A 13,618-nucleotide genomic window follows, 5' to 3' on the forward strand; every position below is an offset into this window, starting at 1 on the left:
GGCCTCGATGTCGATCTGGGCCAGCAGATCCCGGACGGGAAGCGGCCCTTCCTGGAGTAGCTCCAACACTCGGATGCGAGCGGGGTGGCCGAGCGTTCTGAAGAAGTCGGCCTTGGCCTGGTGGACCTCCACGTGCATATAGCCCAGACTAATCCAGCGCAGTTGCATAATTCTTCAAGTCGTAACGTTGTTGGATAGCATGACAGCGGGGACTAGGGAGTAGCCATGGGCCGAGGAAGAGCCAAGGCGAAGCAGACGAAGGTCGCTCGCCAGCTGAAGTACACCAACCACAACATCGACTATGACCGGCTTCGCGAGGAGTTGGGAGCCGATGCGCGTAGCGAGGAGATCTATCCGCCTACGGCGTCCGAGCAGGAGTCCGAGCGCGCGCAGTGACGCGGGTCAGGTTCGCGGGTGCGAGCGTGACGTTCTTCAGCCGCCTGGCCTCCGGTGCCTGATCGGGCGCCGTGAGCTCCAGGCGGTGCAGTACCTCGCGGATGATGACGCGCATCTCCAGCAGCGCCAGCTGCGCGCCGACGCAGAAGCGCCGCCCGCCGCCGAACGGCATCCAGGCCCTGCTCTGGGGTCCGTCGAGGAAGCGCTCCGGGCGGAACTCGTCGGGTTCGGGGAAGGCGGCGGGGTCGTGGTGCACGAGCGGGATGAACGGTCCGGCGTACCATCCGGCGGGGATCTCGTACTCGCCGAGCCGTAGCGGGGCGTCGAGCATTCTCGGCGCCTCGTAGACGACCGGCCTGACCCGCAGCACCTCCTTGACCACCGCGTCGAGGTAGGTCTCGTCGTCGGGGAGCCGGTCGAGGATCTCGGGCATGCGCAGGAGCCGTTCGAAGGCCCAGGCGAGGCCGGTGGCGGTGGTCTCGTGCCCGGCGAGGAGCATGGTGATCAGTTCGTCGCGGATCTCATGGTCGCCCAGCTCGGTGTCCAGCAGGCGGCCGAGCACGTCGGTGCCTCCTGGCGCGGCCCGGCGGCGGCGGATCTCGTCGAACAGGATCGCGTCCACCTCGGCGCTCACCCGTACGAACCGGGGGTAGGGCCCGAACGGGATCCTGCGGAACTTCTCCGGGAGCATGGGGATCAGCGGGGACCCGCCGGTCTCGATCAGGTGGGGCAGCAGCGCGCGGAGCCGGCTGACGCGCCCGGCGTCCCGGATACCGAAGATCAACCGGATGATGATCTCCAGCGTGATGTCCTGCATGCGGTCGCGCAGCGCGAACGGCCTGCCCAGCGGCCAGGTCGCGATCCGCTCCGCCGCTATGGCCGCGATGTCGTCGCGGTAGCCGGCGACCTGCTTGGCGCGCAGCGGCGGGTTGAGCAGCTTGCGGTGCCGCCACCACGGATCGCCGTCGAGCGTGAGGACGGAGTGCTCGCCCACCATGTGCGCGAGGAACTCGCGCCTCGCCTCGCCCGCGCGTCCGCCGCCGTGGTCGGTCCGGAAGACCTGCTCGGCCAGCTCCCCGGTGGTCACGTAGACCTCCGGCGGGAGGCCGGTGAAGCGGACCGTGAAGATCGGCCCGTACTTGCGCCGGAGCCTGGTGAGCATGCCGGGCGCGTCCCGGATGAACCATGCCGTCTGCATCGCCGAGGGAAGTCTCGGCCCTGGAGGAATCATTTCCGACCTTTCCTTGTATACGTACGTCCGTCATAGACGCTTGTATATATCTGTAGCATGGATCACGTGGCACGAACAGAGGCCGGTGGATACCGGGAGAGACTGCTGGCGGGAGCGGTGAGCTGCCTGCAGGAGAAGGGCTATGCCCGTACGACGGCCCGGGACCTGGTAGCCGCCTCAGGCACCAACCTGGCCTCCATCGGCTACCACTTCGGCGGCAAGGACGCGCTGCTGAACGAGGCCCTCGCCGAGTTCTTCGACCAGTGGATCGCCCAGGTCGAGCGGGCGATGTTCAGCTCGGAGCCGGGCAGCGCGCGGGAGATGCTGGAGCGCGCCATGACGGAGCTGGTCGACAGGTTCGAGGAGCTGCGGCCGCAGCTCGTGGTCTTCGTCGAGGGCTACCCGGCGGCGCTGCGCGAGAGCGTGCTGCGGGAACGGCTGGCCGAGTCGTACGCCCGCTGCCGCCGTGCGGGCGCCGACATGGTGCGCCGGGCCGTCGCCCAGTTCGACATCGAGCTGCCGGTGGCGCCCGAGGTGCTCGTGTCGGTGCTGGTGGCCATCACCGACGGGCTGCTGCTGCAGTGGCTGCTCGATCCGGCCGCCACGCCCGATGCCCGGCAGGTCGTCGACTCCCTCGCCGCTCTCTCGTTGCTCATCGCGTAGCAAGCCTCTGACCTGGGGAGGAATGTCACCGGCGGGGTCTGGTGGGTTCTTTTCGGTGACGAGGTGATCAAGACATGCGTGTGTCAATCGTGGGTTCTGGAAGACTCGGCGTGCCTCTTGGCCGCCTGCTGTCGACGGGCGGACACGAGGTGTTCTTCAGCGACGCCGACCCCGGCCGCGTGGAGGCGGCCACGGCGGCGACCGGCGGGCAGGCCCAAGGCGGCACGCCGAGCGAGGCCGCGCGGTTCGGCGAGGTCATCGTGCTGGCGGTGGGGTGGGAGGCGTTCCGCGCCGTGTCGGCGGAGCTCGACGGCGCGCTCTCCGGCAAGATCGTCGTCGACCCCAGCAACCCGATCGCCGAACGGGACGGCCTGTCCGTGGTGGTCGCCGTCCCCGGCGGGCTCACCAGCCCGCAGTACCAGCAGCACGTGCTCGGGGCGGAGGTCCGGCTGGTGCGGACGTTCAACACGAAGTACTCGAAGGAACTGCTGACGCTGGGGACGGTGGGGCAGCGGGGCGGGTCACGGGCCGACATGCCCTACTGGGGGGACGACGAGGCGGCCAAGAAGGCGGTGGTGCCGCTGATCGAGGACGCCGGCTTCACCGCCATCGACGGCGGCGGCCTCTCCGACGCCCTCTGAACCCCCACCACACCCGGCCACCGAACCCCCGCTCCCGGCCCACCACACCGCGCACCCGCCCCCCACCGCGCACCGCTCCCGCCGCGCCGATCACCGCACTCGCACTGCCGCCATCGGGTGGCGTATCGCGCTGCTGGTCCATGGCGCCGCGTTTCGGCCGCCCTGGTCCCTTGGCGCGCCGCGTCGGCGGGGTGGGGTGCGGCGGGGCCCGGCGCTCTCGTGCGGTGGCGCGCCGAGGATGCGCCGCTGGCGTCGCCGTGCGATGGGGCTCGGTGCTCTCGTGCGGCGGTGTGCCGGGCGTCAGGTGGCGCAGGTGTCGTGGGTGGCGTCGAAGCCCTTGATCGACTCCGTGTCGTCCGCGCGCAACGGCTTCAGCCCCGTCCAGTCCGAGCCGATCACCAGCACCAGCCGGTTCGTCTGCGCCCCCGCCACCTTCCGCAGCGTGGAGTTCTGGAGGTCGTTGGTGAGGGTGGGTACGCGGGTCTCGCCGTTGGGCCCGTACAGGAGGGTGGTCTTGGCCTGCGGCTTGCGGGCCGAGTCGCCGATCTTGGTGATGTGGTAGCCGCGCTGCTCCAGGGCGGCGGCCACCTGGGTGCCGAGGCCGCTGCGCCAGGTGCCGTTGCGGAGCTCGATCTGGATCTTGGTACGGCCCACCTTGGCCTGGCCGCCCTTGACGCCCTGGACGCTCTGGTCCTTGGCCACGATCTGGAACAGGTGGCCAGCCTGCGGCTGCACCCACTCCACCCGGCCGGGCTGGGTGAGGGAGTAGTGCCAGGGGGTGGTGATGAAGCGGATCTGGCCGGCGTTCAGGCCCTGGAGGCTGGTCGCGAGGTCCTTCATGACGCCGAAGTTCAGGCCGCGGTCGGTGGTCACCGCCTTGGTGCCGGCGTCGAGGATGCCCAGCAGCTTGGCGGGGTCGGTGAGCGTCTCGCCGCTCATGACCTTCTTGACCATCGACGCGATGAACATCTGCTGCCGCTGGATGCGCCCGATGTCCGAGCCGTCGCCCATGCTGTAGCGGGCGCGTACGTAGCCGAGCGCCTGCTCGCCGGTGAGCGTCTGCCGCCCGGCGGGCAGGTGGAGCAGGGCCTTCTTGTCGTTCACCGGCTCGGGCAGGCAGATCTCGACGCCGCCGATGGCGTTGACCATGCTCTTGAAGCCGGTGAAGTCGACCTTCACGAAGTGGTCGATGCGGATGTGGGTGAGCGTCTCGATCGTCTTCCAGGTGCAGGCGATGCCCCCGGAGTTGAACGACTCGTTGATCATGCCCAGGTGCGGCCGCTGGCCGGGCAGGCCGCCGGTGGCGCGGCAGGCGGGGAGCTGGACGAGCGAGTCGCGCGGGAAGCTGACGACCATCGCGTTGTCGCGCTTGGACGACACGTGCACGAGCATGATCGTGTCGGTGCGCTCACCCGCGATGTGGTGACCGTACTTGGCGTTCTTGCCGTCGCGCTGGTCCGATCCGACGACCAGGACGTTCATGGCGGTGCCCGCGACCTTGGGCGGCCGGGTGGCGCCGAGGTCGTCGGCGGTGACGTCGATGTGCTTGACGTTGCCGGTCAGCTTCGCGTAGACGCCGACGGCCACGCCCGCGACCAGGAGGACCACGGTCACGGTGACCGCGATCGTCCAGCGCAGCCAGCGGCGGCGCCGCCGGGGTGGCGCGCTCGGTTCGGACGGGGGCGCGTCGACTAGCCCGCTGCTCACGTGACTCCAGAGGGACGGGGCCGCGGGCCGCCGCCCATGGCCAAGAGCCTCGCCGTACAGATCTCGGCCGGTTGAACCTGCCCGAGTGTACTCAGTCAGGCACCTTCATGAGGAACGATCTGTCCCCAACGTCGTCAGTCGGGCAGGTTAACGCGCAGTGAAACCGTGCCGCGCAGGTCGAGCCAGGCCGTGCCCGGGCCGCGTACCAGCCGGAGGATCACCTCCTCGCAGCCGGGACACCGGGCCACCAGCCCGGGGTCGGGGCCGTACACGCGGAGCGAGGCGACCGGGCCCGCGAGGCCGCAGCTCGCGCAGCGGCCGGTGGCGGCGGTGACGTCCACGGCGAAGATCTCTCCGAGCGGGCCCGCGAGCGCGTTGCCGTCGAGGTGTTCTGCGGTCATGTGAGCTCCCCCTATCCGAAGCGTTCGGTACGGATGCGCTCGGGCGCGTGCCCCAGCGCGAGCAGCAGGTCGGCCGCCGCCTCCACGAACCCTGTCGGCCCGCACACGTAGCAGTCGGGCTCGAAGGTCGCGGGCCAGCCGCCCTCGGCCAGGTCGTCCAGCATGATCCGCCCCGCCGGGCGGGACGCGCCGGACGGCGCGGACCTGGTGTAGAGGTAGGAGATGTCGAGCCCCGGGTCGGGGCGGCGCAGCTCCTCGGCGTAGTAGCGGCGGTCCGGGTCGCGCAGCGAGTAGAGCAGGCGGAACGGCACCCGGCTGCCCGCCTGCCTGCGCGCCCTGATCATCGCCATCAGCGGCACGATCCCCGACCCGCCGGCCACCAGCACGACCGGCGCCTTGCTCTCCGGCCGCCAGACGAACCAGCCGCCCACCGGGCCGCGCAGCTCGACCTGGTCGCCGACCTCGATGACCTCGGTCAGGTACGGCGACACCTCGCCGTCCGGCGCGGTCTCCACGGTCAGATCGACGAGGTCGCCGTCGGCGGGGCCGGCCAGCGAGTAGCTGCGCTGCGCGGTGTAGCCGTCCTCGGCCGTCAGCCGCACGTCCACGTGCTGCCCCGCCAGGTGCCCCGGCCATTCGGGCACCCGGAACCGCAGCGTGCGCGCGGTCGCGGTCTCGGTGACGATCTCGGCGAGCTCGGCCGCCCGCCAGGCCAGGCGACGCACCTCAGTCGCCCTCGTAGCGCTGCTCGCGCCACGGGTCGCCGTAGTTGTGGTAGCCGGCGGTCTCCCAGAAGCCGGGCCAGTCCTCGTTCAGCAGCCGGATGCCGCGTACCCACTTGGCCGACTTCCAGAAGTACAGGTGCGGCACGATCAGCCGGGCCGGGCCGCCGTGCCGCGGCTCCAGCTCCTCGCCGTCGAAGCGGTGCACGATCCACGCCTTGCCGTCGAGGAGGTCCTCGAGCGGGAGGTTCGTGGTGTAGCCGCCGTACGAGTAGATCAGCGCGTATTCGGCGGCGGTCTCGACGTCCTCGAAGAGCACGTCGAGCGAGACGCCCTGCCAGGTGGTGTCCAGCTTGGTCCACTTGGTCACGCAGTGGATGTCGACCATGGGAGTCTCACTGGGCAGTGCCATGAACTCCTGCCACGACCAGCGGTGGGTCTGCTCCGCCTCGGTGTCGATGGCGAACTCCCACCGGTCCAGCGGCACCCGCGGCGTCGGCCCGGCCGACAGCACGGGGAAGTCGTCGACGAGGTACTGCCCCGGCGGCACCCGGTCGCCATCCGGCCGGTGCCGTCCGCGGAAACCGCGCGAAATGATGTTCACGCCTCATTTCATCACGCGATCAGCTCTGACGCGGTGTCACCAGGCCCGACTCGTACGCGAAGACCACGAGCTGTGCCCGGTCGCGTGCCCGCAGCTTGGTCATGGCCCTGCTGACGTGCGTCTTCGCGGTGGTCGGGCTGATCACCATGTGCGCGGCGATCTCGTCGTTGGACATGCCGCGGGCGACCAGCGCGGTCACCTCGCGCTCGCGGTTGGTGAGCACCTCCAGACCCTGCGGGTCCGGCTCGGGGCGGCGGGCCACGTACTCGCCGATGAGGCGGCGGGTGATGGCGGGGGACAGCAGCGCGTCGCCGCGGGCCGCGACCCTGACGCCCTGCAGCAGGTCGGCGGGCTCGGTGTCCTTGACCAGGAACCCGCTCGCACCCGCCCTGAGCGCGTTGAAGACGTACTCGTCGAGGCCGTAGTTGGTGAGGATCACGACGTGGACCTCGCTCAGCCGCTCGTCGGCCGCGATGCGCCGGGTCGCCTCGATGCCGTCCATCACCGGCATCTGGACGTCGACGAGCGCCACGTCGGGCAGGTGTTCGAGGGCGAGGGCGAGGGCCTGCTCGCCGTTGGCGGCCTCGGCCACGACCTCGATGTCGTCCTCGGCCTCCAGCAGGGCGCGGAAGCCGCCGCGGATGAGTGCCTGGTCGTCCACGAGCAGCACGCGGATCACGTCGGTTCCCCCAGTGGAAGCTCTGCGCGTACGGTGAAGCCGCCCTCCGGGCGGGGCTCGGCCCGCAGCCGGCCGCCGAGCGCCGTGACCCGCTCGCGCATGCCGAGCAGGCCCACGCCGGGCACGGGCGGCGCGTCCCTGCTCGCCAGGCCGTCGTCGTCCACCTGCACGACCAGCTCGTCGCCGCCGAAGTCGACGCGTACGGACGCCGCCGCCCCGCCCGCGTGCCTGGAGACGTTGGTGAGCGCCTCCTGGACGATCCGGTACGCGGCCCGGTCGACCTCGGGCGGCAGCTCGTGCCGTACCCCCGAGATCGTCACCGTGGCGGCCAGCCCGGTCGAGCGGGCCCGCTCCACCAGGTCGTCGAGCCGGTCGAGCCGGCTGTCCTGCGCGCCGGAGCCGTCGGAGCCGTCCGCGGCGTCGGTGTCGCGCAGCACCTCCAGCGTGGCGCGCAGCTCGCGCATGGCGTCCCCGCTGGCCTCCTGGATGGCCAGCAGCGCCCCGGGCACGTCCTCGCCGCGCTTGCGGGCCAGGTGCACGGCCACGCCCGCCTGCACCTTGATGACCGAGATGCTGTGCGTGAGCGAGTCGTGCAGCTCCCTGGCGATCCTGAGCCGCTCCTCGCCCGCGCGCCGGCGCGCGACCTCCTCACGGGTGCGCTCGGCCTCCGCGGCCCGCTGCTCGACCTGCTCCAGGTACGCCTGCCGCTGCCGGGCGACCGTCGCCGTCACCCCCGACGCCAGGAACCAGCCGAGCAGCAACGTCGTTCCCTGGACGATGTCCTTGGGACTCTGCCCGGTCGCGGTGGCCAGGTCGGTCGCCAGGCTGACGCCCAGGAACACCGCGCTCGCCAGCGCGGGCAGCAGCAAGTGTCCGGCCCATACCGCGGCGAAGACCGCCATCAGCACGGGGAAGGCGGCGGGCGGGCCCGGCTGGGCGTGCACGGAGAAGACGAGCATGCTGACCGTGCCGACGACCAGCGGCACCAGGGGCGCGCGGCGCCACGCGACGAGGGAGAGCGAGCCGACCAGGACGGCGGCCAGGTCCAGGGCGCCCGCCTGCGGCGTGACCAGCACGGTGGCGGCCAGCATGACGGCCACGACGGCGGCGAGCGCGCTGTCCACGGCGAGCGGGTGCCATCCGCGCAGAAAGGTCATCTCTGCACATTAGAGCGTTGACCAGGGCACGATCCTCGCCGCCTGGATGTAATTCCGGACTACTCCCGGCGCAGTACTCCGCACGAAGGTGCTTCCTGGGCGGTAGGTGCATGAGTCAACCACGGCACGACGCCCCGAGGGCCTGAGAAATACCACGATGTCCGGCTATGGAGACACAGTTCCGTTATGTCACGCCGGTGCAGCCGCAGGCGGCGACCGGCCGGGTGGCCCAGGTCTACGCGCAACTCGCGGACGACTTCGGCATGGCGCGCATGGCGGTCTTCCTGACGCTGTCGCCCGCGCCGGACGTGCTCGCCGCGACCTGGGCCGCGCTGCGCGAGTCGCTGCTGGCCGGGACCGCGTCCAGGACCGGGAAGGAGGTCGTGGCGCTGGGCGTGTCGATGGCGAACCGGTGCCCGTTCTGCGTGGCCGCGCACACGACGCTGCTGCACGCGACCGGCGACCACCGGCTGGCGGAGACCATCGCCGCGGGCGGCACGCCCGACGACCCCGAGCACGCCGCGCTGCTGGCCTGGGCCACGTCGCGGCGCGGCGGGGCCCGGATAGGGGCGGAGCACGTCGGCACGGCGCTGACCTTCCACTTCATCAACCGCATGGCCTCGGCCCTGCTCACCGAGAACCTCCTGCCCGCGAACCTCCAGAAATCGCGCCTGGTCAGGAGCGTGGGCGGCCGGGTGATGGCCCGTACGGTGCGCAGGCGGCTGACACCGGGCGCGAGCCTGCCCCTGGTCGCGGACCTGCCCGCGCGGCCGGAGCCCGCCTGGGGCGCCGGCACGGCCGCCGGCGCCGCCTACGCCGCGCTGCGGGCCGCCGGAGCCGCCGGTGGGGAACTGCTCGGGGACGCCGCCCGCGCCGCCGTGGCGGACACGGTGGCGGCCTGGGACGGGGAGCACCCGCCCATGAGCGGCGCCTGGCTGGACGCGCCGCTCGCCGAGGTTCCGGCGGGGGAGCGCGCCGGGGCGCGGCTGGCCCTGCTCGCCGCGCTCGCGCCGTACCGGGCGACCGACGCGGACGTGGCCGCCTGGCGCGGCTCGCGGCCGGACGCCGACCTGGTACGGCTCTGCGCGTTCGGCGCCGCCTCGGCCATGGAACGCATGGAGACCTTCATCACCGCCGGGGAAGCCCTCCCTGCGCGAACACTCCCGGGAGATCGATCATGACCGCGCAACAGACCCTTGCCGTCCGGCCGGCGACCTGGCCCATGTGGGCGCTCAAGGTCGTGGCGCCCCTGCACGCCGTCGCACTGCTGTTCCAGGCGGTGGCGGCGGGCCTGCTGCTCTCCACGCCCGGCGGCCGGGCGCTGCACATGGCTACGGCCGTCGCCCTGCTCGTCATAGGGATCGTCCATGTCGTCGCGGCGATCCTTGTCCGCTGGCCCGGCGGTGGGAAGGCCAAGTTCATCCTTCCGGCGGTGATCCTCCTGGTGGCCACGGTGGTGCAGGCGATTCTCGGAGTCGCTGGGCTGAAGGTCCTGCACGTGCCCTTGGGGGTGCTGATGTTCCACGGAGGCGTCGAGCAGCTCAACCGGGTCATGGCGCGGCAATGACCCACACGCGACGCGACGTGCTGCGGCTGCTGGGACTGGGCGCGGTGGCGGTGGCCGGGGTGCCGGGCTGCTCGCTGATCGCCGGAACCCCGCAGCCGCAGCTCCTGACGAGCGCGGCGCCGCTGCCCAGGCCGTACGCGGTGCCGCTGCCGGTCCCGGAGACGGCCAAGCCGGTGCGCAGCGCGGGCGGGGCCGACTTCTACGAGCTGACCGAGCGGGCGGCCGAGGTGGAGGTGCTGCCGGGCCTGCGTACCGGGATCTGGGGGTACGGGGGCACGTTCCCCGGCCCGACCATCGAGGCGCGTGCCGGGCGGCGGACCGTCGTGAAGCTGGTCAACCAGCTCGGCGAGCCGACCGTCCTGCACCTGCACGGCGGGCACACCCCGCCCGAGTCCGACGGCTTCCCCACCGACCTGGTGGCGCCGGGGGCGTCCCGCGAGTACGTGTTCCCGCTGGAGCAGCGGGCCGCCACGCTCTGGTACCACGACCATCGCATGGACTACACGGGGCCGCAGGTCTGGCGCGGGCTGGCCGGGATGTTCCTGGTGCGGGACGCGGAGGAGGAGGCGCTGCCGCTGCCCGCCGGGGAACGCGACCTGCCGCTGCTGATCTGCGACCGGTCGTTCGCCGCAGACGGCACGATGCTGTATCCGGCGCTGGAGGGCCGGCCCGGGGTGCGGGAGGCGTACATGGGGGGTGTGCTCGGGGACGTGATCCTGGTGAACGGGGCGCCGTGGCCCGAGCTGCGGGTGGCCAGGGCCCGGTACCGGCTGCGGCTGTGCAACGCCTCCAACGCCCGGACGTACGAGCTGGCGACCGGCGGGCCGCTGGTCCAGATCGGCTCCGACGGCGGACTGCTGGCTCGGCCGCGTACGGTGCGGCAGCTCCGGCTGGCTCCCGGCGAGCGGGCCGACGTGGTGGTCGACTTCTCCGCGTACAAGGTGGGCCGGCAGGTCGAGCTGCGGAACCTGGCGGGGGAGGGCGCGCAGGCGAGGGTCATGCGGTTCGCCGTGGATCGGGACGAGAAGGACGAGTCGTCCGTGCCGGAGCGGCTGTCCACGGTGGAGGCGCTCGATCCCGGAAAGGCGAAGGTGACGCGGGACTTCGAGTTCAGCAGCGGGGGGATGGGGTGGCTGATCAACGGCAAGCCGTTCGACCCCAAGCGCATGGAGGCCAGGCCCAGGCTCGGGGACATCGAGGTCTGGCGGCTGACCAGCGACGTCGCGCATCCCGTGCACCTGCATCTCGACCACTTCCAGGTGCTGACGGTGAACGGGGAGCGACCGCAGGGGCCGCCCGAGTGGAAGGACACCGTCGAGCTGCGCGAGGCGCAGACCGTCGAGATCGTCACCAGGTTCACCGACTATCGGGGGCGGTACGTGCTGCACTGCCACAACCTCGAACACGAGGACATGGCGATGATGGCGGCTTTCGAGGTGGTATGACCCCGCGTCGGTCCACCGGGAGGGGGTGGGGTCATCGACAGTCGGGGCGGGCGCGCTCAGAATCGGGACCATGGGTGAGCCTTATGTCGGCGCCAGGACGCCGCGGCGGGAAGACGCCAGGTTGCTGACCGGTCGAGGCAGGTACGTCGGGGCGGTGCGGCTGCCGGGAACGGTCCACGCGTACGTGGTCCGCAGCCCCATCGCCCACGGGCGGCTGCTCGGCTGCGACGCCAAGGCGGCCTGGGCGGTCGAGGGCGTGCTCGACGTCATCACCCCCGGCGACGCCCCCGACCTGCTCCTGCCGTGCGTCCACCTGTCCCCCGGCCAGCGGCTGCAGTCCTACCGGGTGCTGGACGACGCCATCAGGTACGCGGGCCAGCCGCTCGCGCTCGTCGTCGCCCGCACCCCCGAGGCCGCCAGGGACGCCGCCGAGCTCGTCGACCTCTCGCTGGACGAGCTGCCCGCGGTGGTCGGGACGGAGCGGGCGATGCGGGACGGGGCCCCGCTGCTGTATCCGGAGTGGGGCACGAACGTGCTCACCGACTTCACGATGGGCGACGAGGACTGCGCCGCCTTCGTCGAGGGGGCCGCGCACGTCGTGGAGCTGACGTTCACGATGGGCCGCGTCTCGCCGCACCCCATGGAGCCGCGCGGCGTGGTGGCCTCGTACGCCGACGACGAGCTGACCGTGCACACCTCCTCGCAGGCGCCGCACCAGGTGCGCGAGCACCTGGCGGAGGCGTTCGGGCTCTCCCACGACCGGGTACGCGTCATCAGCCGCGACACGGGCGGCGGGTTCGGCGGCAAGGAGCACGTCTACCCGGACGAGGCGCTCATCTGCCTGGCCTCGATGCGCCTGGGCCGGCCGGTGAGCTGGTCGGAGTCACCGGGCGACCGGTTGGTCGCCACGCTGCCGGCGCGGGCCGCCGTGCACCGGGGGCGGCTGGCGCTCGACGGGGACGGGCGCTTCGTGGCGATGTACGTGGACCTGGTCGGCGACATCGGCGCGCACCCCTCGAACGTGGGCGCGTCGACCTTCGCGGTGACGGCCACCCTGCTGCCGGGGCCGTACCGGTTCGACCGGGTGGCGGTACGCGTGCGCGGCGTCGTCACGAACACCACGCCGACCGGCTCCTACCGCGGGTTCGGGCAGCCGGAGGGCAGCCTGACCAGGGAGCGGCTGATCGACGAGGCGGCCCGCAGGCTGGGGATCGACCGGGTCGAGCTGCGGCTGCGCAACATGCTGGGGCCCGGCGAACTGCCGTACACGAACCGCGTCTACCAGCGCTACGACTCCGGCGACTACCCGCACGCCCTGCGTACCCTGCGCGACCTGGTCACCCCGGTCGAGAAGGCCGACGGGCGCAGGCGCGGCATCGGCTACTCCTGCCATGTGGAGACCACCGGCATGGGGCCCTCGAAGGAGTTCAGGGACGCCGGCATCCAGGCGGGCGGCTACGAGTCGGTGTTCCTGCGCATGGAGCAGGACGCGTCGGTGGTCGTGTCGTCGGGGGTGGTGTCGATAGGGCAGGGCATCGAGACGGCGCTGGCCCAGCTCGCGGCCGACCGGGTCGGGGTGCCGATCGAGCGGATACGGGTGGTGCTGGGGGACACGGCGGCCACGCCGTACTCGTCGGTCGGGTCGATCGCCAGCCGCTCGCTCGTGGTCGGCGGCGGTGCGCTCACCCGGGCCGCGGAGCGGCTGCGCGGCAAGCTCGTGGCCCTGGCCGCGCACCGCCTGGAGGCGGCCCCCGACGACCTGGAGATCGCCGACGGCGTGGTGCGGGTGAAGGGCGACCCGGCGGCGTCCCTCACGCTGCGGGAGCTGGCCACGTCGGCGTGGCGCGGCTGGGACCTCCCGGACGGGGTCGAACCGGGCCTGGAGGAACGGGTCAGCTACGACCCCGACGCCTACACGTTCGCCTACGGGGCCCACGCGGCCGCCGTGGCCGTGGACCCGGAGACCGGGGCCGTCGAGGTGGAGCGCTACTGGGTCGTCAACGACGCCGGGGTGCTGGTCAACCCGGCCGTCGTGGAAGGCCAGATCCGCGGCGGCGTGGTCCAGGGGATCGGCCAGGCGCTCACCGAGGAGATCGTCTACACCCCCGAAGGCCAGCCCATCACCGACTACTTCCTGCCGACGACGCGGGAGGTGCCGGACATCGAGGTCGTGATGCTGGAGACGCCGTCGCCGCTGACGCCCGGCGGGATGAAGGGGGTGGGGGAGTCGGGCACGATCGGCCCTCCGGCCGCCATCGCCAACGCCGTGGCCGCCGCCCTCCCGGAGATCGCCGGCCGGATCACCGACGTCCCCTTGACCCCGTACTCGCTCTGGTCCCTGCTCGCGGGGGTGGCCGAGACCTCGTGAGCCGGTCGCGTCGCCGGGCCTCGGCAGCGGCGACGCG

14 protein-coding genes and 1 pseudogene are annotated in these 13,618 nt (G+C 72.1%); 7 read left to right on the top strand and 8 right to left on the bottom strand.

Annotation, left to right across the window (positions count from 1 at the left end; genetic code table 11):
• Positions 1-138: pseudogene (locus ACWEPL_RS54450) on the bottom strand (transcriptional regulator); the annotation flags it as partial.
• 87 nt (positions 139-225) lie between these two features.
• Here ACWEPL_RS54450 and ACWEPL_RS54455 point away from each other — a divergent pair.
• Complete coding sequence (locus ACWEPL_RS54455) at positions 226-396, top strand: DUF3073 domain-containing protein (protein WP_363979036.1); 171 nt, start codon at positions 226-228, stop codon at positions 394-396.
• On the opposite strand, the gene ACWEPL_RS54460 is transcribed toward ACWEPL_RS54455, so the two are convergent.
• Positions 359-1,627, bottom strand: a complete 1,269-nt coding sequence (locus tag ACWEPL_RS54460; RefSeq protein WP_452441227.1) for a cytochrome P450 — start codon at positions 1,625-1,627, stop codon at positions 359-361. The two genes, ACWEPL_RS54455 and ACWEPL_RS54460, sit on opposite strands and share 38 nt — an antisense overlap.
• A 66-nt stretch (positions 1,628-1,693) precedes the next feature.
• Here ACWEPL_RS54460 and ACWEPL_RS54465 point away from each other — a divergent pair, with 66 nt between their 5' ends.
• Positions 1,694-2,290 carry a TetR family transcriptional regulator C-terminal domain-containing protein gene (locus tag ACWEPL_RS54465; RefSeq protein WP_452441228.1) on the top strand — a complete coding sequence of 199 codons (597 nt, stop codon included), beginning with the start codon at positions 1,694-1,696 and terminating at the stop codon, positions 2,288-2,290.
• Between the two features lie 74 nt (positions 2,291-2,364).
• Positions 2,365-2,931, top strand: coding sequence for an NADPH-dependent F420 reductase (locus ACWEPL_RS54470; RefSeq protein WP_355193070.1), 567 nt, complete (start codon positions 2,365-2,367; stop codon positions 2,929-2,931).
• 300 nt (positions 2,932-3,231) lie between these two features.
• On the opposite strand, the gene ACWEPL_RS54475 is transcribed toward ACWEPL_RS54470, so the two are convergent.
• The 6 genes from ACWEPL_RS54475 to ACWEPL_RS54500 all read right to left on the bottom strand — a co-directional run bounded on the left by ACWEPL_RS54475 (position 3,232) and on the right by ACWEPL_RS54500 (position 8,201).
• On the bottom strand, positions 3,232-4,638 hold the full coding sequence (locus ACWEPL_RS54475; RefSeq protein WP_350723999.1) for an LCP family protein: 1,407 nt from the start codon (positions 4,636-4,638) through the stop codon (positions 3,232-3,234).
• 134 nt (positions 4,639-4,772) lie between these two features.
• Positions 4,773-5,039 (bottom strand): DUF6510 family protein, encoded by a 267-nt coding sequence (locus ACWEPL_RS54480; protein ID WP_185069447.1) that lies wholly within the window; start codon positions 5,037-5,039, stop codon positions 4,773-4,775.
• A gap of 11 nt (positions 5,040-5,050) precedes the next feature.
• Positions 5,051-5,764 (bottom strand): ferredoxin reductase, encoded by a 714-nt coding sequence (locus ACWEPL_RS54485; RefSeq protein ID WP_452441230.1) that lies wholly within the window; start codon positions 5,762-5,764, stop codon positions 5,051-5,053.
• A gap of 1 nt (position 5,765) precedes the next feature.
• Positions 5,766-6,365 (bottom strand): sulfite oxidase-like oxidoreductase, encoded by a 600-nt coding sequence (locus ACWEPL_RS54490; RefSeq protein ID WP_452441231.1) that lies wholly within the window; start codon positions 6,363-6,365, stop codon positions 5,766-5,768.
• A gap of 19 nt (positions 6,366-6,384) precedes the next feature.
• The gene (locus ACWEPL_RS54495; RefSeq protein WP_350723993.1) at positions 6,385-7,044 is read right to left on the bottom strand and encodes a response regulator transcription factor; all 660 of its coding nucleotides are present in this window, start codon (positions 7,042-7,044) and stop codon (positions 6,385-6,387) included.
• Positions 7,041-8,201 carry a sensor histidine kinase gene (locus ACWEPL_RS54500; RefSeq protein WP_452441233.1) on the bottom strand — a complete coding sequence of 387 codons (1,161 nt, stop codon included), beginning with the start codon at positions 8,199-8,201 and terminating at the stop codon, positions 7,041-7,043. The genes ACWEPL_RS54495 and ACWEPL_RS54500 overlap by 4 nt, the downstream gene beginning before the upstream one ends.
• Positions 8,202-8,368: 167 nt before the next feature.
• On the opposite strand from ACWEPL_RS54500, the gene ACWEPL_RS54505 reads away from it, so the two are divergent.
• The 4 genes from ACWEPL_RS54505 (at position 8,369) to ACWEPL_RS54520 (ending at position 13,581) form a co-directional block, all read left to right on the top strand.
• Entirely contained in the window at positions 8,369-9,382 is a 1,014-nt protein-coding gene (locus ACWEPL_RS54505; protein WP_452441234.1) for a carboxymuconolactone decarboxylase family protein, read from the top strand.
• Entirely contained in the window at positions 9,379-9,768 is a 390-nt protein-coding gene (locus ACWEPL_RS54510; protein ID WP_225963822.1) for a hypothetical protein, read from the top strand. Before ACWEPL_RS54505 ends, ACWEPL_RS54510 begins: the two co-directional genes overlap by 4 nt.
• Positions 9,765-11,213, top strand: a complete 1,449-nt coding sequence (locus ACWEPL_RS54515; RefSeq protein WP_363979065.1) for a multicopper oxidase family protein — start codon at positions 9,765-9,767, stop codon at positions 11,211-11,213. Before ACWEPL_RS54510 ends, ACWEPL_RS54515 begins: the two co-directional genes overlap by 4 nt.
• A gap of 70 nt (positions 11,214-11,283) precedes the next feature.
• Entirely contained in the window at positions 11,284-13,581 is a 2,298-nt protein-coding gene (locus ACWEPL_RS54520) for a xanthine dehydrogenase family protein molybdopterin-binding subunit (protein ID WP_452441235.1), read from the top strand.
• Positions 13,582-13,618: the final 37 nt, after the last annotated feature.

The organism is Nonomuraea sp. NPDC004186, assembly GCF_053603495.1.

Bases quoted from the DNA above. Each gene is read 5' to 3' on its own strand.
- ACWEPL_RS54480 (WP_185069447.1), bottom strand. From the start codon at position 5,039: ATGACCGCAGAACACCTCGACGGCAACGCGCTCGCGGGCCCGCTCGGA.
- ACWEPL_RS54515 (WP_363979065.1), top strand. From the start codon at position 9,765: ATGACCCACACGCGACGCGACGTGCTGCGGCTGCTGGGACTGGGCGCG.
- ACWEPL_RS54510 (WP_225963822.1), top strand. From the start codon at position 9,379: ATGACCGCGCAACAGACCCTTGCCGTCCGGCCGGCGACCTGGCCCATG.
- ACWEPL_RS54470 (WP_355193070.1), top strand. From the start codon at position 2,365: ATGCGTGTGTCAATCGTGGGTTCTGGAAGACTCGGCGTGCCTCTTGGC.
- ACWEPL_RS54455 (WP_363979036.1), top strand. From the start codon at position 226: ATGGGCCGAGGAAGAGCCAAGGCGAAGCAGACGAAGGTCGCTCGCCAG.
- ACWEPL_RS54460 (WP_452441227.1), bottom strand. From the start codon at position 1,627: ATGATTCCTCCAGGGCCGAGACTTCCCTCGGCGATGCAGACGGCATGG.
- ACWEPL_RS54505 (WP_452441234.1), top strand. From the start codon at position 8,369: ATGGAGACACAGTTCCGTTATGTCACGCCGGTGCAGCCGCAGGCGGCG.
- ACWEPL_RS54500 (WP_452441233.1), bottom strand. From the start codon at position 8,201: ATGACCTTTCTGCGCGGATGGCACCCGCTCGCCGTGGACAGCGCGCTC.
- ACWEPL_RS54520 (WP_452441235.1), top strand. From the start codon at position 11,284: ATGGGTGAGCCTTATGTCGGCGCCAGGACGCCGCGGCGGGAAGACGCC.